This is a genomic window from Halomonas sp. BDJS001 (genome assembly GCF_026104355.1).
Classification (GTDB): domain Bacteria; phylum Pseudomonadota; class Gammaproteobacteria; order Pseudomonadales; family Halomonadaceae; genus Vreelandella.
Map to the genome: position 1 here is coordinate 1923914 of NZ_CP110535.1, position 22971 is coordinate 1946884.

General features: G+C 55.6%; 23 protein-coding genes. 20 read left to right on the forward strand and 3 right to left on the reverse strand.

The window, feature by feature from the left end:
* Window positions 1-101 precede the first annotated feature (101 nt).
* The 8 genes from nrdF to OM794_RS08755 all read left to right on the forward strand — a co-directional run bounded on the left by nrdF (window position 102) and on the right by OM794_RS08755 (window position 6684).
* Window positions 102-1073, forward strand: coding sequence for a class 1b ribonucleoside-diphosphate reductase subunit beta (gene nrdF / locus OM794_RS08720; protein WP_088701738.1), 972 nt, complete (start codon window positions 102-104; stop codon window positions 1071-1073).
* A 36-nt stretch (window positions 1074-1109) separates the two neighbouring features.
* Window positions 1110-1511: an NUDIX hydrolase gene (locus OM794_RS08725; protein WP_226249607.1), complete on the forward strand. Its 402-nt coding sequence runs from the start codon at window positions 1110-1112 to the stop codon at window positions 1509-1511.
* 212 nt (window positions 1512-1723) lie between these two features.
* Entirely contained in the window at window positions 1724-2506 is a 783-nt protein-coding gene (locus OM794_RS08730; RefSeq protein ID WP_226249606.1) for a DUF3450 domain-containing protein, read from the forward strand.
* Window positions 2503-3885 (forward strand): MotA/TolQ/ExbB proton channel family protein, encoded by a 1383-nt coding sequence (locus OM794_RS08735; protein WP_226249605.1) that lies wholly within the window; start codon window positions 2503-2505, stop codon window positions 3883-3885. The genes OM794_RS08730 and OM794_RS08735 overlap by 4 nt, the downstream gene beginning before the upstream one ends.
* A gap of 1 nt (window position 3886) precedes the next feature.
* Window positions 3887-4429, forward strand: coding sequence for a MotA/TolQ/ExbB proton channel family protein (locus OM794_RS08740; protein ID WP_088701735.1), 543 nt, complete (start codon window positions 3887-3889; stop codon window positions 4427-4429).
* Entirely contained in the window at window positions 4422-4829 is a 408-nt protein-coding gene (locus OM794_RS08745) for an ExbD/TolR family protein (RefSeq protein WP_022523852.1), read from the forward strand. The genes OM794_RS08740 and OM794_RS08745 overlap by 8 nt, the downstream gene beginning before the upstream one ends.
* The gene (locus OM794_RS08750; RefSeq protein WP_265154502.1) at window positions 4826-5584 is read left to right on the forward strand and encodes an energy transducer TonB; all 759 of its coding nucleotides are present in this window, start codon (window positions 4826-4828) and stop codon (window positions 5582-5584) included. Before OM794_RS08745 ends, OM794_RS08750 begins: the two co-directional genes overlap by 4 nt.
* A gap of 2 nt (window positions 5585-5586) precedes the next feature.
* Window positions 5587-6684: a hypothetical protein gene (locus tag OM794_RS08755; RefSeq protein WP_226249604.1), complete on the forward strand. Its 1098-nt coding sequence runs from the start codon at window positions 5587-5589 to the stop codon at window positions 6682-6684.
* Between the two features lie 146 nt (window positions 6685-6830).
* Here the strand turns inward: OM794_RS08755 and xthA are convergent, their stop codons facing one another.
* Entirely contained in the window at window positions 6831-7658 is an 828-nt protein-coding gene (xthA, locus tag OM794_RS08760) for an exodeoxyribonuclease III (protein WP_226249603.1), read from the reverse strand.
* A complete protein-coding gene (locus OM794_RS08765) occupies window positions 7658-7915 on the reverse strand; it encodes a hypothetical protein (RefSeq protein WP_226249602.1) in 258 nt (85 codons plus the stop codon). Before OM794_RS08765 ends, xthA begins: the two co-directional genes overlap by 1 nt.
* Window positions 7916-8059: 144 nt before the next feature.
* Here OM794_RS08765 and rhlB point away from each other — a divergent pair, with 144 nt between their 5' ends.
* Both rhlB and dinG read left to right on the forward strand, forming a co-directional pair.
* Window positions 8060-9334, forward strand: a complete 1275-nt coding sequence (gene rhlB / locus OM794_RS08770) for an ATP-dependent RNA helicase RhlB (protein WP_226249601.1) — start codon at window positions 8060-8062, stop codon at window positions 9332-9334.
* A gap of 5 nt (window positions 9335-9339) precedes the next feature.
* Complete coding sequence (gene dinG, locus OM794_RS08775; RefSeq protein WP_226249600.1) at window positions 9340-11469, forward strand: ATP-dependent DNA helicase DinG; 2130 nt, start codon at window positions 9340-9342, stop codon at window positions 11467-11469.
* Window positions 11470-11530: 61 nt separating this feature from the next.
* Here the strand turns inward: dinG and OM794_RS08780 are convergent, their stop codons facing one another.
* Window positions 11531-12607: a 3-deoxy-7-phosphoheptulonate synthase gene (locus tag OM794_RS08780; protein WP_088701728.1), complete on the reverse strand. Its 1077-nt coding sequence runs from the start codon at window positions 12605-12607 to the stop codon at window positions 11531-11533.
* A 391-nt stretch (window positions 12608-12998) separates the two neighbouring features.
* Here OM794_RS08780 and rpoE point away from each other — a divergent pair, with 391 nt between their 5' ends.
* From rpoE to recO, 10 genes are all read left to right on the forward strand, one after another.
* The gene (gene rpoE / locus OM794_RS08785) at window positions 12999-13607 is read left to right on the forward strand and encodes an RNA polymerase sigma factor RpoE (RefSeq protein WP_226249599.1); all 609 of its coding nucleotides are present in this window, start codon (window positions 12999-13001) and stop codon (window positions 13605-13607) included.
* A gap of 301 nt (window positions 13608-13908) precedes the next feature.
* The gene (locus OM794_RS08790; protein WP_088701727.1) at window positions 13909-14637 is read left to right on the forward strand and encodes a sigma-E factor negative regulatory protein; all 729 of its coding nucleotides are present in this window, start codon (window positions 13909-13911) and stop codon (window positions 14635-14637) included.
* Window positions 14638-14694: 57 nt separating this feature from the next.
* Window positions 14695-15765 carry a MucB/RseB C-terminal domain-containing protein gene (locus tag OM794_RS08795; RefSeq protein ID WP_226249598.1) on the forward strand — a complete coding sequence of 357 codons (1071 nt, stop codon included), beginning with the start codon at window positions 14695-14697 and terminating at the stop codon, window positions 15763-15765.
* Window positions 15762-16229, forward strand: coding sequence for a SoxR reducing system RseC family protein (locus OM794_RS08800; protein WP_226249597.1), 468 nt, complete (start codon window positions 15762-15764; stop codon window positions 16227-16229). The genes OM794_RS08795 and OM794_RS08800 overlap by 4 nt, the downstream gene beginning before the upstream one ends.
* Window positions 16230-16311: 82 nt before the next feature.
* A complete protein-coding gene (locus OM794_RS08805) occupies window positions 16312-17736 on the forward strand; it encodes a DegQ family serine endoprotease (protein WP_226249596.1) in 1425 nt (474 codons plus the stop codon).
* Between the two features lie 195 nt (window positions 17737-17931).
* Window positions 17932-19749, forward strand: a complete 1818-nt coding sequence (lepA, locus tag OM794_RS08810) for a translation elongation factor 4 (RefSeq protein ID WP_226249595.1) — start codon at window positions 17932-17934, stop codon at window positions 19747-19749.
* Window positions 19750-19764: 15 nt separating this feature from the next.
* On the forward strand, window positions 19765-20568 hold the full coding sequence (gene lepB / locus OM794_RS08815) for a signal peptidase I (RefSeq protein ID WP_226249594.1): 804 nt from the start codon (window positions 19765-19767) through the stop codon (window positions 20566-20568).
* A gap of 67 nt (window positions 20569-20635) precedes the next feature.
* Window positions 20636-21328: a ribonuclease III gene (gene rnc, locus OM794_RS08820; protein WP_226249593.1), complete on the forward strand. Its 693-nt coding sequence runs from the start codon at window positions 20636-20638 to the stop codon at window positions 21326-21328.
* Window positions 21325-22224, forward strand: a complete 900-nt coding sequence (gene era / locus OM794_RS08825) for a GTPase Era (RefSeq protein WP_226249592.1) — start codon at window positions 21325-21327, stop codon at window positions 22222-22224. Before rnc ends, era begins: the two co-directional genes overlap by 4 nt.
* Window positions 22225-22232: 8 nt before the next feature.
* The gene (gene recO / locus OM794_RS08830; protein ID WP_088701720.1) at window positions 22233-22928 is read left to right on the forward strand and encodes a DNA repair protein RecO; all 696 of its coding nucleotides are present in this window, start codon (window positions 22233-22235) and stop codon (window positions 22926-22928) included.
* The last annotated feature ends 43 nt before the right edge of the window (window positions 22929-22971 follow it).

Genomic DNA, 22971 nt, shown 5'->3' on the forward strand with positions numbered 1-22971 from the left:
TGTGTGTTGAGCGTTCGTTTTTAAAACCAGCTTTTTATAGCCAGTTTTTATAAATAAGTTTCGCTAGCCCGGCTCTCATAGCCGGGCTTTGAGAGAGTGATATGAATACCATGCAACGTTTATCGCGGGTTGACGCAATTAACTGGAACCGCCTTCAGGATGATAAAGACCTGGAAGTATGGAACCGCTTGACCAGTAATTTCTGGCTGCCGGAGAAAGTCCCGCTGTCGAACGATATTCAGTCCTGGAATACCCTGACTGATAAAGAAAAACAGCTGACGATCCGCGTGTTTACCGGCCTTACGCTGCTGGATACCATTCAGAGCAGTGTCGGTGCGCCAGTATTAATGGAAGATGCCCGCACGCCCCATGAAGAGGCGGTTTATACCAACATCGCCTTTATGGAATCAGTGCATGCGCGCTCCTACAGCTCGATTTTTTCGACGCTCTGCACCACTCGCGATGTGGATGACGCCTTCCGCTGGAGCGAAGAGAATCCCACGCTACAGGCAAAATCCCAGCTCATTTTAGAGCGCTACCGCTCGGATGATCCGCTAATGCGCAAAGTCGCCAGCGTGTTCCTTGAGTCGTTTCTGTTCTATTCTGGCTTCTACCTGCCAATGTACTGGTCAAGCCATGCCAAGTTGACCAACACCGCTGACTTGATTCGTCTGATCATTCGCGATGAAGCGGTACACGGCTACTACATTGGCTACAAATTCCAGCAGGCAATGGCGGAAGCGACACCCGCGCGTCAGCAGGAAGTCAAAGATTACGCCTACGAACTGCTGTTGGAGCTCTACGACAACGAAGTGCGCTACACCGAGTCGCTGTATGACGAGGTCGGCCTCAGTGAAGACGTGAAAAAATTCCTTCACTACAACGCCAATAAAGCGCTGATGAACCTTGGCTTTGAGCCGCTGTTCCCCAGTAGTGTTACCGATGTGGATCCGACCATCATGGCTGCACTTTCACCCAACGCCGACGAGAACCACGATTTCTTCTCCGGCTCTGGCTCCTCTTACGTGATCGGCAAAGCCGTCGCTACAGAAGACGACGACTGGGCGTTTTAATCTCACACCGGAAGTTATGAGCATAGAGGAGGGTGTATGTCAGCCAGCGAAGCTAACGTATTAGAGATCGCCGCTGCCGTCGTAAGCGACCCTGATGGGCGCCTGCTATTGGTGCGTAAGCACAATACATCTTTCTTTATGCAGCCCGGTGGCAAGATCGATACAGGGGAAACTGCCCTAAGGGCGCTGTGCCGTGAGCTGAAGGAGGAGTTGGGCTTGCAGGTTAATGAAGATCAACTGATTCCGCTAGGCGTATACAGCGCTCCCGCCGCCAATGAGCCGGACATGGTGCTCAAAGCGCATCTATTTAGCCTTGTTATCGATGAGCCTGTCGAGGCGGCGGCTGAAATTGCCGAAGCAAGATGGGTAACCCGTGAAGAGGCTTGGCTGCTTCCGCTGGCACCGCTGACGAAAGAGTACGTAGTGGTTAACTATTAAGCTTGAATATTGTAATAACGGGCGCCGAAGGGCGCTTTTTTTATGCGCGCTAGGTAAGCAAAAATCGATTGATTGCTAATGATAAATATTGTCATTTATTCTATTAGTGGTAGGCTAGTCAGCGTGAAAGATAAACGCAAATCGTTCTGATACCCAATTAGTTTCTAGTGGGGCGGCGTCCGCCGCCCGCTACTCAGTGACGGAGAGTCGACGTGCTGAACAGGCCTTTCTTTGCCTTGCGTGGATGGTGGCTAGCGGGAGTGCTGGTCAGTGGCACGCTGCTAGCAAGTGAACAAGCAGTGGCTCAAGCGGCCGAGAGTGTAGAAGCCCAGCAGGCTCAGGCAGCGCTCCAGGAGCAGATTGATGCTGCTGATGAGCAAACCCGCGAGCAGTTGGAAGAGCTGCGCCGTTTGGAGCGCGAAACCCGCCAGTTGGAGGCTGAGAATGCCTCACTGAGTGGACGCTTGGCGGAAGAGGCTGCGCGCCAGCAGCGGTTGGCGACGGCGCTGGATACGCTGGAAGAGACCCGTGCAGCGCTGCCCGTGATTGAGCAAAACATGTCAGCGCAGTTGAGCCAATGGATTGAGCGTGACTTGCCGTTCTTGCGTGATGAACGGTTGGCACGGGTTGAGCGACAGCCCGATGAGCAGGGGCAAAACACCATTGAACGTATTAATGGGCTGCTCGAAGCGTGGCGCGTTGAACTCGATTATGGTCAGGAGATGGACAGCTGGCGGGGTCGTTTAAGCCAGGATGGCCGCGAACGTGAAGTGGACTTCTTGCGCATCGGACGTATCGGCTTTTACTACCTAACCCCCGATGGCCGCGAGGGTGGCGTGTGGAGCGCCCAAAGTGGCGAATGGCAGTCGCTGGATGACGAGTACCTGCGCGAAGTGCGCAGTGGTCTGCGCATGGCGGAAGATCAGCGCGCTCCTGATCTATTAACCTTGCCGCTCTCGATTACTGTCAATGATCAGCAGGGAGAGCAGCCATGAGTCGTTTTAGCCTAACGTTTAATCGCCAGCATGCTGGTCGTTTGTCCATAGGGCAGTTTGGCGCTATCTGCACACTAATAGTGCTGGCGGCATTCAGTGGTGCAGCCACAGCACAAACCGAAAACGCTACTTCGTTGCGTGAAGCCCGTGAGGCGGCGCAAGCGCGTGACCAACAGCGGTTAATGGACTTTCTGGATGATCAGCAGGCGCTAGAGGCCGCACTGGAGCAGGCGCGCGCCGAGAACGAAGAGGCCCAGCAGCAGCATGAAACGTTAGAGGCCCAGCAGGCAGAGCAAACAGAGCAAGCCAGTGAACTGAGCGAACGTCAGGCAGAGCAGGGCGAAGCGCTTTCTGGATTGTTGGACAATCTGGCCCGGCATAGCTCCGAGATTCGCAATGCGCTGGGGGAGGAGAGCTTGCTCACCCTCGAAGAGGGATCGTTGCCGCCGCGTTTGGATGAAGTCGAAGTACTTGAGCGCCATCAGTTGGAAAGCTTGGTAGATGGCTTGGCGACGCTAACAGCGCGCACCGGTCGTGCCGAGCGGCTTTCAATGCCGGTCGCCGATGCTAATGGCGAGGTGGTCACCCGCGAGCTGGTACGATTGGGCGATTTTGCAGCCTTTACCGAGAGCGAGCTTGTAGAGCGTGGTCAAAATGACGGCAACCTGGTGGTTTTGCCGCGTACCCCCAGTGCCATTGGCGGGCTGCTGGCCGATTACTACCAGGGCGAAAGTAATGTGTTTGCGGTGGATCCTACTCAGGGCAGTGTGCTGGAAGCCCTGGCCCAGCAGCCCAGTCTATGGGAGCGTTTCCAGCAGGGTGGCTATGTAGGCTACGTGGTTGTAGCGCTGGGGGTTCTGGGCATGATTGTCGGCCTTGGACAGTACCTCTATCTAGTGTTGGTCAGTCTGCGTGTTAAACGCCAGCGCCAATCCCTTGATCAACTGCGGGCCAATAACCCGCTAGGGCGTGTGCTGTTACGCTTCGAGGGTATGGATAAGCATCAAACCCCTGAAGCACTGGAAGCGCGGCTGGATGAGGCTGTGCTGGCCGAACTGCCTCGGCTGGAGCGCAGCCAACCGATGGTCAAACTACTGGCTGCCATTGCGCCATTGCTCGGCCTGCTGGGCACGGTAACCGGCATGATCGTGACTTTCCAAGCGATTACCGTATTCGGTACCGGTGATCCGCAGCTAATGGCGGGTGGTATTAGCCAGGCGCTGGTGACTACTGTGCTGGGCCTGATTACCGCCGTGCCGCTGCTGTTTGTGCAAACAGCGTTGGCAGGTCGCAGTCGCTATCTGACCCATGTGATTGAAGGGCAGGCGAGTGCGACATTGGCAGATCATCTGGAATCTCAAACGCCCGTGGTGAATTAACATGTCCACTCTTCCTCTCTGGCTCGAACCCGTTGAGCGCTTAGTGGAGGCGGGTGGTGCGGTGCTGGTCGTTCTGGCAGTGGTGGCCGTGTTGGTGTTCGCCATGGCCATGGAGCGCTGGTGGTACTACCGAATCACCTGGCGTATAGCAAGGCGTCAACTGCTGCGCCGCTGGGCGGCGCGCAATGACCACACCAGCTGGAGTGCACGCACGCTGCGCCATGTGTGGGCAGAGGCGCTCGTCGCCAGGCTGCGCAAGCCCTTGCCATGGTTAAAGCTGTTGGTCGCGCTGTGCCCGTTACTGGGATTGTTAGGCACGGTAACGGGGATGATCAGTGTATTCGACAGTCTTTCGCTGAGTGAGACTCATCAGGCGCGTGCCATGGCCGACGGTGTTGCCCGTGCAACGCTGCCTACCTTGACCGGTATGGCCGTCGCTGTGGTAGGGCTGTTATTTATTAGTCGTTTAGAGCACGTCATTCGTCGTGAAGACCAGCGGCTGCATGACCGCTTGGCTCGGGCACTGGAGGAGAGTGATGCGTAGACGTCGTTCCATAGATGCAACTGCTGAAAGCAATGAGGTGAACCTTACCCCCATGCTCGACGTGGTCTTTATCATGCTGATTTTCTTTATCGTCACCACCAGCTTTGTCAAAGAGAGTGGTGTCGAGATTGAGCGCCCGGAATCCAGTGCCGCCACGCCGCGTCCAGATGCCCAGGTGCTTGTGGCGATTTCTCCAGAGGGCGCAGTGTGGGTAGATGGTAGTCCTGTGGATGCCCACCGGGTTGGGCAGCAGGTGGCCGATATGCTGAGCGACGATGGCTCGGTGGTTATCCAGGCGGATCGCGAATCCACGACTGGGTTGCTGATCGAGGTGATGGATCGCCTGCGCGAAGCGGGGGTTGACCAAGTGGCGGTGGCAGCGAGTCGGAGTGGGTCATGATGCGCCACATGCTGTCGTTAATGGGAGGCGTCGTGCTGGCAGTGGGCTTGTTCTGGCTGCTTGCCCAGCTTGTCGCTCCCCCCGAGCGGGAGCCCGAAAAGCTGACCATGAGTATGGCGATGACGATGGTTGAGGCACCGGAAGTGGCCCCCGAACAAGAGGCACCCGCACCGCAGCCCGTTGAAGCGGTGCCGCAACAAACGCCGCCGCCCATGCCAGCTCCCGAGCCACCGCCCGTAGCTGAGAGCACTATCAGCATGCCGGAAGTAGAACTGCCGGATGAACCCGTTGAGCCGGTAGAAATGGACAGCGAACTCCCGGAGCTAACGGAAGTTGAACCAGAGCCCCGGCCTGAGCCCACGCCAGAACCTGCACCTGAGCCGCCGCCACAGGAAGCGCCCGCTGAGCCAGCGCCTGCTGCTGAGACGAGTGAGCCCGCTGAGCGCGAGGCTGCTCCAGCGGCTGAGCCAGCGCCTTCGAATGAGCCAGTTAATGTTGGACGGGCCACTCCAACTAGCCAGACTGAGCCCATTTATCCGCCTCGTGCTCAGCGGCGTGGCATGGAAGGTTTTGTGGAAGTGACGTTTACAATTCGCCGCGATGGAAGCGTCGACAGCTCTTCTATACGTATTACCAATGCGCAGCCGCGCCGCGTATTTGACGATGCCGCGCGAGACGCGATTGCTAAGTGGCAATTTGAACCCGATGATCGATTACGCAATGCCACCCAGCGGGTCGAGTTTCAGTTGAGGTAGCTATGAAGCGCCCTTTATCGATTTTATCGCTCAGCGTTTGTTTAATGCTTAGCGCATGGTCATTCTCAGCACTGGCGAGTCCAGCGTTGCAGGGTGATGTGATTGCTGACCTCAATGCGCTACAGGCTCAATTACAAGATAGTCAGCTGCAAGAAGGCGCGTTAGCTCAGATTGTTGAGCGTGCGACTGCTCAGGCCGAGCGCCTGGCGCCAGGCAATCAATCGGATCAGTGGGCCAGCGCCCTCTACCAGCAATTGGCGGCAGGCGCCTTGGCGCGCCAGGATCAACACGCTGAGGCAGCGGATCGGCTGGCGATAGCACGTGGCTTAAATGGGGTTGATAACGCCCAGGCGGCTCGCTGGCTACGTGAGGAAGCCTCACTGCGTCGTGCTGCCGGTCAGCGTGATCAGGCCATTGAGCTGCTCAGTGAGTGGTTAGCCAGTCAGCAGGATATTGATACTACATGGCAGTTAGTCAGCTTGCTGGCGCAACAGGAGCGGTGGGAAGAAGCTGCCGACTGGCTAGAGCAGGCGGTTAATGAGACGCCAGAATTAAACGAAGTTCAGCAGACGCTAGCGCTTGCTGTGTATCGCAATGCAGGGCAAGGCGATCAGGCCTTGGGCTGGCTGCTGGATGGCTTGAATGCGCAAAGCGACGCTGCTGACTGGCGCCAAGCCGCCGGCCTTGCTCAGCAGGCTGGCCAGTCAGGGGTTGCCGCTGGCCTGTGGGAGACGGCGTGGCAATTAGGCAAATTAACAGAGCAGGAAGATTTCTGGCTGTTGGTTCAACTCCATCTCGCCGGCGGCACCCCCGCAAGGGCGGCAGAACACCTAGAGCGGGCGATGAGTGAGGGCGATATTGTCCGCGACGAGTCGAATCTGCGTCTACTGGCCAGCGCCTGGCGGCAGGCTAAAGACGTTGAGAAGGCCTTGAGTGCTTGGCATGCGTTAGCACTGCATACTCAAGCAGTCGACGACTGGCGAACCTATGGTCAGCTCGCCTACGCCTGGGGTGAGGATGGGCAAGCGAAACAAGCCTTTGCCCGCGCCTCGTCATTAGGTGACGATGAAGCGGAGCAGTGGCTGGCCAGTTTCAACTAGTTAATCTCACGCAGAAAAGATGTTTGTCCAGTTCAGTAGGTCGGCGATAGGGTAAAGCGAGGGTCTTTTCCAGGGATGGAAAAAGTAGCGACCATGGATGGGTTCACAGCGCCCTCGCGGCGCCCTAGCGCCGTATGCAGAGAGGTCTAGATTTTAAGCGCAATATCAAAGTCGCTCCAGGTAGGCGCGTGATCTGAAGGTCGCTCCATGGCGCGCAGGTCGTAGTCGATACCCGCACCGGTAACCTTTTCTGCAAGCGCCTGGGTGACGAGAATATAGTCGATACGCAGGCCGCGCTTGGGCTCCTGATTAAACCCTTTTGAGCGGTAGTCGAACCAGCTAAAGCGGTCATCGCTGTTTGGGTAGCAGAGTCGATAGCTATCGCTAAGCCCCCAGGCTTTAATGCCTTCGAGCCACTCGCGCTCAATGGGCTGAAAGCTGGCTTTGCCTTCACGCAGCCAGCGCTTACGGTTAGCTTCACCAATGCCGATGTCCTGATCTTCCGGCGAGATATTAAAGTCGCCCATGATCGCCAGCCGCTCGTCGGGGCGGTGCTGCTCGTTGAGCAGTCGCGCTAACTGGCCATAAAAGCGCTCTTTATGGGGAAATTTGGTCGGGTGAGTAACGTTTTCGCCCTGAGGGAAGTAGCCGTTCCATACCGTCACGGTGTCTCCATCCTCTGCGATTAGACGAACGCCGATCATGCGGCGCTGAGCGTCTTCCCCGTCATCGGGGAAACCGTAAAAAATCTCTTCGGGTGCTTGGCGGCACAGTAAGGCAACGCCGTAATGGCCTTTTTGGCCATGATAAAAAACGTGGTAGCCCATGGCCTCTACGTCGGCAAGCGGGAACTCGCTGTCCTGCACCTTGGTTTCCTGCAGTCCAATCACGTCCGGCTGCTGAGTGTCGATCAACGCCTGTAGCTGGTGAAGCCGTGCGCGGATGCCATTAATGTTGAACGAAACCAAGCGCATTATGAGTCGTCCCCGTGCGGTTTGTTGACGCCGCTGCCAGTTTTGTCAGGGTGAATGGCAATATCCTGCCCACTCTGTTGGCGGGCCAGTTTTCTCACCGCCTGAAGTTTGCGCTGCTGCTGTTTTTTCGCTACAAAACGGCGCGAAGGGGCGACTTGATCAGGATTGTCGTGGCGCCATTTTTTATAATCCTTACGCCGACCGGTACGAATGGTCACCTTGTCGGCCAGTGAACGAGTTTTTTTCTTACGCGTCATGTCGCGCTCCTTACGTCGATTTAACGGCTATTCTAACAGGCCTTGGGACTCCTTCGACAGCAGGACGCGCTCTTATCGCCAAGCCCTGGTACAATGCGCGCTTCATGATGCCAACTTCCACAGCAATGGACAGATAGACAGCCTATGAGCGAGTCGGAACAGACCACAGCACCGGCCCAGAACCGCAAGCCAAAACGTCGCCGTCGTAAACCGCGTCGTCGCCAGTCGAGCTGGGATCTTCGTCAGTTTCAGGTGCCCGCCGTGGCAGGCAAGTGGCGCTTTCATGACTTTGATTTGCCGCTGCCCTTAATGCGCGCTATTCATGCCCAGGGGTTTGAGTACTGCACGCCTATTCAAGCCGAAGCCCTGCGCCAAACGCTATTAGGTGGCGACATTGTCGGCAAAGCGCAAACGGGAACCGGTAAAACCGCCGCCTTTTTGATCTCGGTGATGGCCTACTTTCTGGAAGAGCCAACACCCAATGGACAAAAGCCTGGCGCGCCGCGTGCCTTGATTATTGCTCCTACCCGCGAGCTTGCGCTGCAGATCGAAAAAGATGCCAAAGCGTTAGCGCGCTTCACGCAGCTCAATGTGGCGAGCGTGGTCGGCGGTATGGACTACCAGAAGCAGCGTGAAAGCCTGGGCAGCAAGATCGATATTCTGGTGGCAACGCCAGGGCGGCTGTTGGATTTCCACCAGAAGCGCGATATCGACCTCAATGAAGTCGAAGTATTGGTGCTGGATGAAGCCGACCGTATGTTGTCGATGGGCTTTATTCCCGATGTTAAGCGGATTATTCGCTACACGCCGAAAAAAGAGGAGCGTCAGACCTTCCTCTTCTCGGCCACCTTTACCGACGACATCCTGAACCTTGCCAGCCAGTGGACATTAAATCCTGCCCACGTTGAGATCGAAGTGACCGTTGAGAATCAGGCGGATATCGATCAGCGTGTGTACCTGGTGTCCGATGACGACAAGCAGCGCTTGTTGGTTAACCTGCTCCAACAGGAGAGCTTCGAACGCGTGATGGTGTTCGGTAACCGTCGTGACTTGGTACGCAAACTTGACGACCTGTTGAAAAAGGCCGGTGTCAGTGCGGCGATGCTGTCGGGGGATGTGCCACAGAATCAGCGTATCAAAACCCTGGAAAGCTTCCGCGAAGGTGAGATTCAGGTATTGGTCGCCACTGACGTTGCTGGCCGTGGGATCCACATTGAAGACGTCAGCCACGTCATCAATTACACCCTGCCCGAAGACCCGGAAGATTATGTACACCGTATTGGTCGTACCGGACGCGCCGGTGCTAAGGGCGTGTCGATTAGCTTCGTTGGCGAAGAGGATGCTTTCTCATTGCCGGAAATCGAACGCTACATCAATGACAAACTGCCCTGCGTACATCCGCCGGAAGGTATGCTCTAAACCGCATGCTGGATAATGCCCTTAAAAGCGAGATTCAGGACGCTTATCGTCGCGTGGTGGAGAATCTTGAGCTAACGCCACGCTATGGTCAGCGCATGATGATCGCCGAAATCGCCCGCACGCTGGGAAATATTGAGAGCGACGGCGAGGGCAAGCGAACCAGCGATACCCATGTCTGTGTGCTCGAAGCAGGCACCGGCACGGGTAAAACCCTGGCCTATCTGATTGCTGCCTTGCCGATCGCTAAAGCGCGGGGCAAGCGGCTAATCATCTCAACGGCCACGGTCGCTCTCCAGGAGCAGGTGCTCAACCAGGATTTACCCTCGCTCGCTAGCCACAGCGGTATCGCTTTTCGCTACGCATTAGCCAAAGGGCGTGGCCGCTATGTCTGCGTGGCGCGCTTGGATCAGGCGCTCGAAGGTACCGAGCCCAACCCAACGCTGTCGCTGTTTGAACAGTCACTGCAAACCCAAAGTAGTGACTTCGCGGTCATTGCCAGCGATATGGCTCAAGCCTATGGCCAGGGTGAGTGGGAGGGGGATCGCGACAACTGGCCCGAGGCGATTGAGGATGCCCACTGGCGCCGTCTTACGGTGGACCATCGCCAGTGCACCGGAAGGCGCTGCGGTCACTTTGGTGCCTGCGCGTTCTTTCGCTCCCGTCGGGAGCTTGAAAATGCGGATGTCATTGTCGCCAATCACGATCTTGTGCTGGCTGATTTGGCCTTGGGTGGCGGCGCGATTCTGCCTGACCCTGCGGACTGCATCTTTGTCTTCGACGAAGGCCACCACCTGCCCGAAAAGGCGCTTTCCCACTTTGCCCACCGTTTTGCGGTGCACGGCTGTCTGCGCTGGTTAAAAACGCTGAGAAGCAGCCTGACCGACCTTCACCAGGCGTTAGCCATTCAGCCCACGGTGTCTCGCTTATTGGTGAGCTTGCCAGAACTGATTCATAACCTGGAGCCTGCGCTAGGTGACGTATTTAGCATGGGGCATCAGTTGGCGGAGCGGCCTAATGGTCTCGCTGATGAAGAGGCCACCCATCAATCGCGTTTTGAAAAGGGCCAAGTTCCCGATGCGCTGCGGGAGCAGGCGCAGCAGCTATTGGTGATGTTTGCGTCACTGTCGCGTTGTCTCGAGAGTATCAGCGATATACTGCGCGAAAGCCTTGACCCCGATAAGCAGACCGGCCTTGATCGTGAGCAGGCAGAAACCTGGCTGCCCTTGGTGGCGCTGCTGCATGGGCGAGCCTTAGAAGCCCATGCACTTTGGCAGGCGTTTAGCGAGCAGGATGTGGCCAATGAGGCGCCCAGCGCCCGCTGGATCACCCTTAGCCGTGTTGCAGGCGAACCGGAAGTGGAGTTCTCAGCTAGCCCCGTGTCAGCGGCGCATACCCTGGCCAAGCATTTATGGGGACGCTGCCACGGTGCGGTGGTCACCTCAGCGACCTTGACCGCTTTGGGGCGCTTTGAGCGCCTGCAGGAGCGGGCTGGATTGGCCAATCGCTATCGCTATCAGGCACTGCCAAGCCCCTTTGATTACGCCAATGCGGTGTTGAGAGTCCCCCAAGAGGCCACCGACCCTGGCGACAGGGAGGCCCATGAGCGGGCGATTGTCACGTTTGTGTCGCAGTTGGCCGAAAAAGAAGCGGCGCTGGTGCTGTTCTCTTCCCGTGCTCAGCTGCGGGCGGTGGATAAAGCCCTGCCTGCGATGGTAAAAGAGCGCGTGCTTGCTCAGGATGCGCTACCCAAGCGTGAGCTTATTGAACGCCATCGAGCGGCCGTTGATAAAGGTAAGGGGAGTATCATCTTTGGCTTGGCGAGCTTTGCGGAAGGGATTGATCTCCCCGGCGACTATTTGACGCACGTGGTGATTACTCGGCTGCCCTTTGCGGTGCCCGACGATCCGGTAGGTGCAACATTGGCGGAGTGGATTGAGAGTCAGGGCGGCAATGCGTTTATGCGCATTAGCGTGCCTGATGCGTCTATTAAACTGGTTCAGGCGTGCGGGCGTTTGATTCGCAAAGAGAGCGACCGAGGCACAATCACCTTGCTGGATAAACGGGTGATTACCCGCCGCTATGGGCAGGCCCTGTTAGATGCGCTACCGCCATTTCGGCGTGAAATCAGTCGCTAACCGGGCGTAAAAAACCCCGCCGAAGCGGGGTTTTGCCGTCGCTGTTATCGCGGTGATACCGTTATTTGGCGATGCGCTTGGCCAGGGTGGTGGCTAGCTTATCGTTCATGCGGTTGAAGGTTTCTACCGTCGTGTCCCAGTCGATGCAGGCATCGGTAATGGAGACACCATACTGTAGCTGGCTGAGGTCTGCGGTTAGTTTCTGGTTGCCCCAACCAATGTTGGACTCAACCATTAGGCCGATAATGGAGGTATTGCCTTCCAGGATCTGGTTGGTAACGTTCTCCAGTACCAGCGGCTGTAACGCAGCGTCTTTGTTGGAGTTGGCGTGGGAGCAGTCGATCATGATGTTGGGTGAGAGCTTGGCTTTCTCAAGCTCTTTCTCCGCCAGGGCGACGCTCACGCTGTCGTAGTTAGGCTTGCCGTTGCCGCCACGAAGAACGACGTGGCCGTAAGCATTGCCGCGGGTGCGAATAATGGCTACCTGACCGGCTTGGTTAATGCCCAGGAAATTGTGCGGGCTGGCCACGGACTGAAGCGCGTTTATCGCCACGTCCAGACTGCCGTCGGTGCCGTTTTTGAAGCCGACCGGGCAGGAGAGGCCAGACGCCATTTCCCGGTGGGTCTGTGACTCGGTGGTGCGGGCGCCAATCGCAGACCAGCTAATGCAGTCCTGCAGGTACTGAGGTGAGATGGGGTCGAGTGCTTCGGTCGCCAGTGGTAAGCCCATTTCTGCCAGATCGACCAGCAGCTTGCGGGCGATATGCAGGCCTTCATCAATCTCAAAGGAGTCATTAAGGTGCGGGTCGTTAATCAGACCTTTCCAGCCAACCGTTGTGCGTGGTTTTTCAAAATAGACGCGCATCACAATATACAGGCTGTCGCTGACCTGGTCGGCCAGTGTGCGAAGACGGCGGGCGTAGTCGAGTGCGGCTTCCACATCGTGAATTGAACACGGCCCCACGACGACTAGCAGCCGCGGGTCGTTGCCATCCAGGATATTTTGAATGGTTTTACGGCCTTCAATTACGGTACGCTCTGCCGCCTCGGTTAACGGTACGGCATTCTTGAGCGCTTCTGGCGTGGTGAGAACGTCTTGAGCGAGGACGTTAAGGTTATTAACCTGCTGTTCTGACATCTTGCTACCTGTGATTACGTAATGACTGAAAAAGTGAGGCGCCGGTAAAAGTGGTATCTACTATCGCTCGCCGGGCAGGTAAAAATCAATTGCTGTGGAACTATAGCGGCATTAAAAGTGTCAGCCGCAGGGTTTTGCGAAAGGGGGTAAGCGCTTGATGCGCTGCACGGAACGCGTAACACTGGGCGCTCTTTTGTTAAAATTTAGGTCGTTAAAATTTAGTACCGTTATAAAATGCAGCAACATACTCGGGCGACGTACTCGCCCTGTTATTCACTCTATTATTAATCAATGCCCAAGGGACGCTATGCTGCTTGCTGTGAACGCCCACGTGTTAGGGCTAATAGGAATGGGGCTCGGCGCAAGTCGTACGAGCTGGAGGAGCGTGTGAATGGGCACTCGGGAAACAGACCAACAGCTTGTTGAACGTGCCCAGAAAGGTGATACGCGCGCTTTCGATCTGCTGGTAAAAAAGTACCAGCACAAAATTATCGGCCTGATTGGTCGTTACGTTCATGATCACTCTGAAGTTCAGGATGTGGCCCAGGAGGCATTTATTAAGGCGTACCGCGCCTTGGGTAAGTTTCGCTCAGAAAGTGCGTTCTATACCTGGATGTACCGCATCGCGATTAATACAGCGAAAAACTATCTAGTCTCGCGGGGAAGGCGTCCGCCGGGCAGTGATTTGGATATTGTCGATGCTGAAATTATCGACCAGAGCGGACGGTTGGCAGATTCAGAGTCGCCTGAAGCGGCAATCGCCAGAGACCAGCTTGAGGCCGCGGTTTATCAGGCGATCGAAAATCTTCCTGATGATCTGCGCACGGCGATTACCCTGCGCGAGCTGGATGGTCTTGCCTACGAAGATATTGCCCAGGTCATGCAGTGCCCCGTGGGTACCGTGCGTTCGCGAATTTTCCGTGCTCGCGAGGCGGTTGATGAACATATTCGCCCATTAGTATCGACGGCGCGGAACAGTCGCGACGAGGAGTGGTCGTAGGAAGGCGGCAATATGATCGCTGTAACAATGTCGGTATAAAAAATAAAGGTTTTATTTTTTGTGAACTGTCTGGCATGTAAGGCGTCATAAAGCCTGACTATCTTGATGAGCACGCTTGATGTGTCAATCGTTGATATATCGGTGTGCAAAGCGTCATGAGCTTAGCGTCGCAGGTTAGTAAATTTTGATAATTTCCTTAGCCTGTAACGGAGTCTTGGCCTTGGAAGTCGTCGGAGTGGTGGTGTAGGTAACGAAGGCCATCACCCCAGTACTTCTTTTAAACAGTGTGAGGGTGTGAAGTATGAGTCAAAACACACGGGAATCACTTTCGGTGTTAATGGATGGCGAAAGTGATGAGCTTGAGCTTCGCCGAGTGTTGAAGGCACTGCCGAATGATGACGATGCCGCAGAAACATGGCGCCGCTATCACCTTGCCCGCAGCATGATGCAGCGCGAGCAGGGCGTTGATGTAAGCGTTGATCTTTCTGCGGGCATTATGGCCCGTTTGCGCGAAGAGCCTGCTCCAATGATGCAAGACTCTGAGCCTGCGGCTCACCGTACGGGCGGCATCTCGTTTGCTCGCGGCGCCGGCGTTGCCGCTGCTGTGTCACTGATGGTGATTACTGGCGTTCAGTTCTTTGGCAATGACTCATCCGTTCGCCAGGGCAGCAGTGACGTAGCCACGACGACACCTGGGGCTAATGGATCCACCCAAGTGCAGCCCGTTAGCCTGGCTTCTCAGTCGGCAGTGGCTACGCGCGCTGATATGCCCATGTTTGAGCCTACTCCGTTTCGGCTCAGCGGCCAGTCGGGGCAAGGTGGTTTAATGAACATTAGCGAAGCTGGCTACTCGGTTCAGACACCCCAGGGAGTCTCCGCGTCCCAGGGGACTAACATTGATGTTGATCAGATTGGCTTATTGCAGTCTTATTTAGAGCAGCATACCCAGAGTGCCGCTTACGGTAGTGGCGACAGTTGGATGCCATTAATGCGTTCATCGGCAGTCACTGAACCATTGGGTCAGCGCTAAGCCGAATGCATGCTTTTTGATTATTGATGCACAATGGGTAAGTAAGGAGTGCGCGGGATGGGGGTGCGCAACATAAGAGTGCCCAGGCGCTTAAAAGGTACTTGGGCGCTGGCGTTTTTGGTGGGCACGCTCTCGCTTCAGGCGCATGCAGAAAATGCCGACAGCCCTACGGAAACCAGTGCTTCGGAAGCCAGTGCTCGCTCTAGCGATAGTGATGGCTATGAGTGTGCGATGGAGGAGGTTGAGGCGCAACCCCGCAACGCAACCGAGTGGCTTGAGCGCGGCCTGTGGGCCAGCCACTGTTATGCTTTTCAAGCGAGAGCAGTGGCTATCGACTCTGTCGATGTTCGCACGCTAGCACTGTCGCACCGCATTAAAGACGGCATTCGTCAGCAGGTGGTGCAGTACCTTGACGGCCCTTCCGTAAGCATTGAGCGTCGCTCGCCGGTGGGTAGATTGGCCTGGACTGAAGGGCATGGCAACGGTGAGCTACCTTCTCCAGCAAGATGGGCAGCTCATCTTGAGAAATATTATGCTATCGAGCTTGAGGACAACACCCGGGTAGCAGATCGTGATGCTATCAAGCTGGTTTTTGAACCCCGCGACCAGTGGCGCTTTTCACATGAGTGGTGGCTGGATGGGGATACCGGATTGCTGCTTAAACATGTGCTCAGTGATCATCAAGGCAGGATTATTGAAACCTTTCAAATTACCCAGCTTCAGTCTCCTGAAAAATATACTGGCAGCGTCAGGGCGGCTACCCCTATCGTTATCGGCAGTACACCTTGGCGCGCCACTTGGTTGCCCGATGGCTTCGTTGCACAACCCGTCACTTTCGCCGGCGATGATATTCACCAGCGCGTCTACAGCGATGGTTTGGCTACCGTAAGTATCTTTGTCGAGCCTCTTGCACAGGATGCAACCACTACCTTGCAAGAAGGCGTGCAACAGCTAGGGGTTTCGGCCGTGGCCATTGAGCATGCCATCACTGCTGAGGGGCGCTGGCAGTTGGTGGTGATTGGTGAGCTGCCGGTAGCAACGCTGCAGCGCATAGTTCGCTCAATCACTTTCGATCTCCTGGAAGACCCATCTCCGCAAAGCAACGATCAGGCTGGGGAGATTGAATGATGACCTCGTCTTGCTGTGACGCTTTGTCTGATACTTCTCTACACCGTGCTGGCACGGTCGTCGATCATGTTGCGCAAAGTGTCATCGTAGAAATTTCCGCCCAACAGAACTGCGAGCAGTGCGCTCAGGGGAGAGGTTGTGGCGGACGTTTGTTGGCGCGCCAGCGCAGTCAGCGCATTGCTGTTGCACTCCCCACGAGAACCAGTAACGCTGAGCGAAACTATCCGTTAGGCCGTCAAGTCACTATTAGCTTACCGCGCACCTCTGTCACACTGCTGGCTTTTTGTGTTTATGGATTGCCACTTATGTTGGCGCTGTTGCTATCCGGCACGGTGTCGTTTGTAAGTGACATGGTTTGGCTGGCACCGCTGAGTTTTTTTATTGCCTTGGTCGGCGGTGCGCTAGGTATTAAGTACCTAATGCGTGGGCGTGGGGAACGCTTTCGCCCACGCTTGGTCAATTAGTTCGTCAATTTGGTTCTCCGGCATCTCGCTTTGAGTTGTTGATCTGTCATTGATTGCTATTACATAAAGTAGGAGCTCTTGCATGAAGCGCTTGATTCTCCCTTCCACGCTTTGGGTCTGTGTGGTGGCACTGCTAACGTTTGGCCAAGTCGCCAACGCTCAGAATTTGCCTGATTTCACTGCCTTAGTTGAAGACGCTGCGCCAGGGGTAGTGAATATCTCGACCAGTCGAACGGTACAGCGCAGTAGCGCGCCGGGTTTGGGTGGGTTCGGTGGTCAGGAGATCCCGGAAATTTTCCGTCACTTTTTTGGAGAGGAGTTCGGTGATCGCTTTCCAGCACCGCCTGGTGGCGGGCAGGGGCGTACAGAAGAGCGGCAGTCTTTAGGCTCAGGGTTCGTTATCAGTGAAGATGGTTATGTAATGACCAATGCACACGTTGTGCAGGATGCTGATGAGATCCTGGTGCGGCTCAATGACCGGCGTGAATTGAGTGCGGAAGTGATAGGTAGCGATCCACAGACTGATGTGGCGCTACTTAAAATTGATGCCAGTGACTTGCCTACACTTACGCTAGGGGATTCTGATGAGCTCAAAGTAGGTGAGTGGGTGGCTGCTATTGGCTCGCCTTTTGGTTTTGATCATTCGGTCACTGCGGGTATTGTCAGTGCCATTAACCGTACCTTGCCGCGAGATGCGTATGTGCCGTTTATTCAAACCGATGTAGCGATCAACCCCGGTAACTCCGGTGGCCCGCTGTTCAATCTAGATGGCGAAGTGGTGGGTATTAACTCACAAATCTTTACCCGCAGCGGTGGCTTTATGGGCGTCTCGTTTGCCATTCCCATTAACGTTGCCATGGATGTGGCCGACCAGCTGCGTGAAGGTGGTCGCGTGAACCGTGGTTGGTTAGGTGTGATGATCCAGCCCGTGTCTGACGACCTGGCCGAATCGTTCGGCATGGAGAGTGCGATTGGCGCGCTGATTGCTGACCTTGATCCCGAAGGCCCCGCGGCACAGGGTGGGCTTCAGGCTGGCGATGTCATCCTGGAGGTCAATGGTGAAGAGGTCGAACGCTCGAGTTCACTGCCACGGCTGATTGGTAAAGGTGCGCCCGGCACCGAGGTGGAGCTCACCTTGATGCGTGACGGTGAAGAGCTGACCGAGTCAGTCGAATTAGGTAGCTGGCCAGATGCCGAGCAGCAGACGGCGCAGGGCAGCAGCAATAATCAAGCGCGTCTTGGTGTCATGGTCGCAGAAATTGATGACACCATGCGTGAGCAGTTGAATATTCCCGGTGGTGTGATCGTGCGCCAGGTTGAGTCTGGCAGCGTGGCTGCTGAGGCCGGCATTCGCCCAGGTGATGTATTAGTGAGCATTGATCACCGCAGCGTTTCCTCTTCCAATGAGCTGGTAGAGATTGTCGAGGCGTTGCCCACTGACCGTGCTATTCCAGTACGTCTGTTCCGCGATGGGCGCTCACTCTTTGTAGCGCTTCGTCTGGAATAGCCCGCCTATTTTCACTCCTGGTCCGGCGGTTCTCGCCGGACCGCTGTTCCTAGCCTGCGCATATCGCTACAATAGCGAATATCTTTTTGTCGGAAATGGCCCTTATTTTCAAACGGCAGCTGTTTTCGAGCTTTGAACTCTCGAAGCGGCCTGCTAGTGGGGCCGCTTGCGTACCACTAAGGCAGAACAGACTCGATGTCCCAAGACGTTCCCAACGGAAAGCTTAAGCACATACGCAATTTCTCTATTATCGCTCACATCGACCATGGCAAATCGACGCTCTCTGATCGCCTGATCCAGACCTGCGAGGGGCTGACCGAGCGTGAGCTTAAAGAGCAAGTGCTCGATTCAATGGACATTGAACGTGAGCGTGGTATTACCATCAAAGCGCAGTCGGTCACGCTGGATTACACCGCCGCCGATGGTCAGGTTTACCAACTGAATTTTATCGATACCCCTGGGCACGTCGACTTCTCTTATGAAGTGTCGCGTTCGCTCTACGCCTGTGAAGGGGCGTTGCTGGTGGTCGATGCTGCACAAGGGGTGGAGGCTCAGTCGGTCGCTAACTGCTATACCGCTATCGAACAAGGTCTGGAAGTACTGCCGGTACTTAACAAAATCGATTTGCCTCAAGCCGATTGCGATAAGGTGGCCCAGGAAATCGAAGAGATTATTGGCCTCGATGCCACTGATGCCTGCCAGGTTTCGGCTAAAAGCGGCATTGGCATTGATGCACTGCTTGAGCGTTTGGTACGTGATATACCGCCGCCCAAAGGTGACCCGGAGGCGCCGCTGCAAGCGCTGATTATCGACTCCTGGTTTGATAACTACCTGGGTGTTGTTTCGTTAGTGCGCCTTTTCGATGGCACGCTGCGTAAGGGCGACAAGATACGCATTAAATCAACGGGCCGCGATTGGGGCGCCACGGAAGTGGGTATTTTTACCCCCCAGCGCAAACAGACCGATATTCTGCGCGCAGGTGAAGTCGGCTTTATTGTTGCTGGCATCAAAGAGATTCACGGGGCACCAGTAGGCGATACGATTACCCACACCAAAACGCCTGATGTAGCGCGTCTGCCTGGTTTCCAAAAGGTAAAGCCGCAGGTGTATGCCGGTATGTTCCCGGTTAGTGCGGATGATTACGAAGATTTCCGCGATGCGCTTGAAAAACTGGCGCTTAACGATGCCTCGCTCGAGTATGTGCCAGAGAACTCCGACGCACTTGGTTTTGGTTTCCGGGTAGGCTTTCTTGGTACCCTGCACATGGAGATCATTCAAGAGCGCCTGGAGCGAGAGTATGACATCGACCTGCTCACTACCGCGCCCACGGTTGTCTACGAATTGGCGATGAAGAATGGTGATGTTAACTACGTCTCCAACCCTTCCAAGCTGCCCGATATGGCCGACGTAGATGAAATGCGTGAACCGATCGTACGCGCCAGCATATTGGTTCCCCAGGAATACGTGGGTAACGTCATTGCCGAATGTGAGCAGCGTCGCGGTACCCAGCGAGACATGCAGTTCTTGGGTAATCAGATTCAGTTGGCCTACGAGCTGCCCATGTCAGAAGTGGTCATGGACTTCTTTGATCGCCTGAAATCGATCTCCAAGGGATACGCTTCGCTTGAGTACAACTTCGAGCGTTTTGAGATGGCCAAGCTGGTGCGTCTTGATGTACTGATCAATGGCGACAAAGTTGACGCGCTAGCGGTGATTATCCACCGTGATCATGCGCATGGTCGTGGTCGTCTATTGGTCGAGAAAATGAAAGAGCTGATCCCACGGCAGATGTTTGATGTGGCGATTCAGGCGGCGATTGGGGGCCAAGTGGTAGCTCGCTCCACCGTGAAGGCGCTGCGCAAGAATGTGACGGCTAAGTGCTACGGCGGCGATGTCAGCCGTAAGAAAAAACTGCTCGAGAAACAGAAAGCAGGTAAGAAACGCATGAAACAAGTGGGGCGCGTGGAAATCCCCCAGGATGCCTTCCTTGCTGTGCTCAAGGTTAACGACTAGGAAAGAACGCCACTCATGGATTTTTCATTACTGCTGGTACTTGCCGTTGCGCTTTCGGGCGTTATTTACCTGTTGGATGTCTGGCTATTAAAGCCCAAACGCCGCCAACGCTTCGCCGCAGCGGAGGCCAATGCCCAGGAGGGGCTGGATCCAGCTACCAGCGAGAAACTGCTTAAAGAGCCTTGGCCGGTTGACTATGCGCGTTCTTTTTTTCCAGTGCTGCTGGTAGTGCTGGTGGTGCGTAGTTTTATCATTGAACCCTTTCAGATCCCATCTGGTTCAATGCGTCCTACGCTGGAAGTCGGCGACTTTATTCTGGTCAACAAATTCGCCTACGGCCTACGTTTGCCGGTGGTGAACACCCGCTTTATCGAAGTCGGCGATCCTGAGCGTGGCGATGTCATGGTGTTTCGTTTCCCCGACGAACCTTCGGTGAACTTCATCAAGCGTGTCGTCGGCATGCCAGGGGATCGCATCCGTTATGAAGGTAAGCAGCTCTACGTTAACGGTGATCCGGTGGCGAAAGAGCTGATCGAAGAGGGGCCCGAAGGTTCGCCTCAACAGCTATTATTAGAAGAGCGCCTTGGCGATGCCGAGCACTTTATTTATAACAATCCACGCGACCCTGGCCCGCAAATGCGTGAAGTGGAAGTCCCTGAAGGGCATTACTTTATGATGGGGGATAATCGCGACCACTCCAACGACAGCCGTTACTGGGGGTTCGTACCGGAAGAGAATATTGTCGGGCGTGCGTTTGCGGTATGGATGCACTGGGACGGTGGGTTGCCAAGCTTTACCAGCGTACGGCGCATAGAATGAACCTGCTGCTTATGCTGAATTTAGTCAGTCATGTCACTTTAGTTAACGTCAATGACGTAGGAGAGCTGTGAGTAATTCCTTGAACGCTTTTTGCCGACGAATCGGTCATACCTTTGGCGACGATACGCTATTGGAATTGGCCTTGACCCACCGTAGCTTCGGTGGTCGTAACAATGAGCGCCTGGAGTTTCTGGGTGACTCCATCGTCAATTTTGTTATCGCCGAGGCGCTGTTTCAGCGCTTTCCCCAGGCCCGGGAAGGGCAGCTTTCACGCCTGCGTGCACGCCTGGTAAAGGGACAAACCCTGGCGGAACTGGCCCGTGAAATGGAGTTTGGCGAGTGTTTGCGACTGGGGTCTGGCGAGATGAAAAGCGGTGGTCACCGTCGCGAATCTATTCTGGCGGATGCGGTAGAAGCCATTATTGGCGCTATTTATCTCGACGCCGGCATGGATGTGGTGCGTGACCGTGTGTTGAATTGGTACGCCAATAGGCTGGAAAATATTTCGTTACAAGACACCCAGAAAGATCCTAAAACGCGATTGCAGGAGTTTCTGCAATCGCGTCAAGCCGCGCTACCGCGGTATGAAGTTGTCTGCGTAAAGGGCGAGGCGCATGCCCAGACCTTTACCGTGGAGTGCTACATTGACCTGCTGGCTGAGCATACCACTGGTAAAGGCCCTAGCCGCCGTCATGCTGAACAGCAGGCGGCAGAAGAAGCGCTGTCGTACCTCGAAAAAAGCCCTGGAGATAAATCATGAGCCAAACCTGCGGATTCGTTGCCATTGTTGGCCGACCCAACGTGGGCAAATCAACCCTCATGAACCGTATTCTGGGGCAGAAAATATCGATCACCTCGCGGCGTCCGCAAACCACGCGCCATCAGGTGATGGGTATTAAAACGGTCGATGAGACGCAGTTTATCTACGTGGATACACCGGGCATGCACATCATGTCCAAGGATCGTAATAAAGCCATTAACCGCTTTATGAACCAGGCCGCCACCCAGGCGCTGCGCGATGTGGACTGTGTGGTGTTCATTATCGACCGTACCCGCTGGACGGAAGAGGATCAGGCGGTGTTGAAGCGGCTCGAGCATGTAAAAGCACCAGTGATTCTGGCGGTGAATAAGGTTGATCGCCTGGGCGAAAAGGGTGACCTACTGCCGTGGCTGGCAGAGGTGGGCGCCCGCCGCGAATTTGCGGCCATCGTGCCGATTTCAGCCAAGCACGGCACTCAGGTAGACACTCTGGAAGAGGAGGTCGCCAAACACCTGCCGGAGAGCGTGCACTTCTTCCCTGAAGACCAGATTACCGACAAAAGCCTTCGCTTCATGGCCGCCGAGCTGGTGCGTGAAAAAGTCATGCGCCAATTGGGCGACGAGCTGCCCTACCAGATGACCGTTGAAATTGAAGAGTTCCGTGAAACCGAGCGGGTGACGCATATCAGCGCACTGATTCTGGTCGAACGTCAGGGGCAAAAAGTCATCCTAATTGGTGAAAACGGCGATCGCCTGAAGAGTATTGGCCGAGAGGCGCGCCTGGATATGGAGCGTGCCCTGGGCACCAAAGTGATGCTCAATTTATGGGTGAAAGTAAAGCGCGGCTGGTCGGATGACGAGCGCGCCCTGAAAAGCTTGGGTTACGACCTCGATTGAAAGTAGCGATGTCGCCAGAGCCGGCTTTTCTGCTCCACCGACGGCCTTATCGTGAAACCAGTGCACTGGTGGATCTATTAACGCTTGATTACGGCAGAGTGCGTGCTGTCGCCCATGGAGGACAAAGACCCGGCTCAAAATCCCGCCAGCGGCTGCAGCCGTTTACACCGCTGTTTGTGACCTGGCAGGGCAGCCGTGAGCTAAAGCGGCTTACCCTGATGGAGTCCCGCGGCCAGACGGCGCTGCTGGCCGGTGAAGGACTGCTATGCGGTCTTTACGCCAATGAGATTGCCACCCGGCTGTTGCCGCTGGAACTGCCAGCACCTGAGGTTTTTGCGTTTTACACCGCGCTGCTTGAAGCACTACCGGCGCCAGCGGAACGAGCGCTGGCGTTACGCCGCTACGAGTGGGCGTTGTTAGAGGCGCTGGAGGCCACACCGCAGTTTACGACACCAGAAGGCGGCGTCTTGGATCCCCAGCTCCGCTACCGCTTTGACACCGCCAGCCGGGCATTTATGCCTGCAGAGCGTGGGCTCGATGGCAGAACGCTGCGCTATATTGAGCAGGGGGATTGGCAGCATGAAGGCCTTGCCAATGCATTGAAGGCGGTGATGCGAGCGGCCCTGGCACCCCATCTGGGCACCACCGTGTTACGTTCACGGGAGCTGATGCTCGATTTAGCGCGGCGCCGTCAGCGCCCCTAATTCTATTCTCAAACTCTTATCTTATCGTTGCGCTGGAGGCTCT

Bases quoted from the DNA above. Each gene is read 5' to 3' on its own strand.
- nrdF (WP_088701738.1), top strand. From the start codon at position 102: ATGAATACCATGCAACGTTTATCGCGGGTTGACGCAATTAACTGGAAC.
- OM794_RS08725 (WP_226249607.1), top strand. From the start codon at position 1,110: ATGTCAGCCAGCGAAGCTAACGTATTAGAGATCGCCGCTGCCGTCGTA.
- OM794_RS08735 (WP_226249605.1), top strand. From the start codon at position 2,503: ATGAGTCGTTTTAGCCTAACGTTTAATCGCCAGCATGCTGGTCGTTTG.
- OM794_RS08740 (WP_088701735.1), top strand. From the start codon at position 3,887: ATGTCCACTCTTCCTCTCTGGCTCGAACCCGTTGAGCGCTTAGTGGAG.
- OM794_RS08745 (WP_022523852.1), top strand. From the start codon at position 4,422: ATGCGTAGACGTCGTTCCATAGATGCAACTGCTGAAAGCAATGAGGTG.
- OM794_RS08750 (WP_265154502.1), top strand. From the start codon at position 4,826: ATGATGCGCCACATGCTGTCGTTAATGGGAGGCGTCGTGCTGGCAGTG.
- OM794_RS08755 (WP_226249604.1), top strand. From the start codon at position 5,587: ATGAAGCGCCCTTTATCGATTTTATCGCTCAGCGTTTGTTTAATGCTT.
- xthA (WP_226249603.1), bottom strand. From the start codon at position 7,658: ATGCGCTTGGTTTCGTTCAACATTAATGGCATCCGCGCACGGCTTCAC.
- OM794_RS08765 (WP_226249602.1), bottom strand. From the start codon at position 7,915: ATGACGCGTAAGAAAAAAACTCGTTCACTGGCCGACAAGGTGACCATT.
- rhlB (WP_226249601.1), top strand. From the start codon at position 8,060: ATGAGCGAGTCGGAACAGACCACAGCACCGGCCCAGAACCGCAAGCCA.
- dinG (WP_226249600.1), top strand. From the start codon at position 9,340: ATGCTGGATAATGCCCTTAAAAGCGAGATTCAGGACGCTTATCGTCGC.
- OM794_RS08780 (WP_088701728.1), bottom strand. From the start codon at position 12,607: ATGTCAGAACAGCAGGTTAATAACCTTAACGTCCTCGCTCAAGACGTT.
- rpoE (WP_226249599.1), top strand. From the start codon at position 12,999: ATGGGCACTCGGGAAACAGACCAACAGCTTGTTGAACGTGCCCAGAAA.
- OM794_RS08790 (WP_088701727.1), top strand. From the start codon at position 13,909: ATGAGTCAAAACACACGGGAATCACTTTCGGTGTTAATGGATGGCGAA.
- OM794_RS08795 (WP_226249598.1), top strand. From the start codon at position 14,695: ATGGGGGTGCGCAACATAAGAGTGCCCAGGCGCTTAAAAGGTACTTGG.
- OM794_RS08800 (WP_226249597.1), top strand. From the start codon at position 15,762: ATGATGACCTCGTCTTGCTGTGACGCTTTGTCTGATACTTCTCTACAC.
- OM794_RS08805 (WP_226249596.1), top strand. From the start codon at position 16,312: ATGAAGCGCTTGATTCTCCCTTCCACGCTTTGGGTCTGTGTGGTGGCA.
- lepA (WP_226249595.1), top strand. From the start codon at position 17,932: ATGTCCCAAGACGTTCCCAACGGAAAGCTTAAGCACATACGCAATTTC.
- lepB (WP_226249594.1), top strand. From the start codon at position 19,765: ATGGATTTTTCATTACTGCTGGTACTTGCCGTTGCGCTTTCGGGCGTT.
- era (WP_226249592.1), top strand. From the start codon at position 21,325: ATGAGCCAAACCTGCGGATTCGTTGCCATTGTTGGCCGACCCAACGTG.
- recO (WP_088701720.1), top strand. From the start codon at position 22,233: ATGTCGCCAGAGCCGGCTTTTCTGCTCCACCGACGGCCTTATCGTGAA.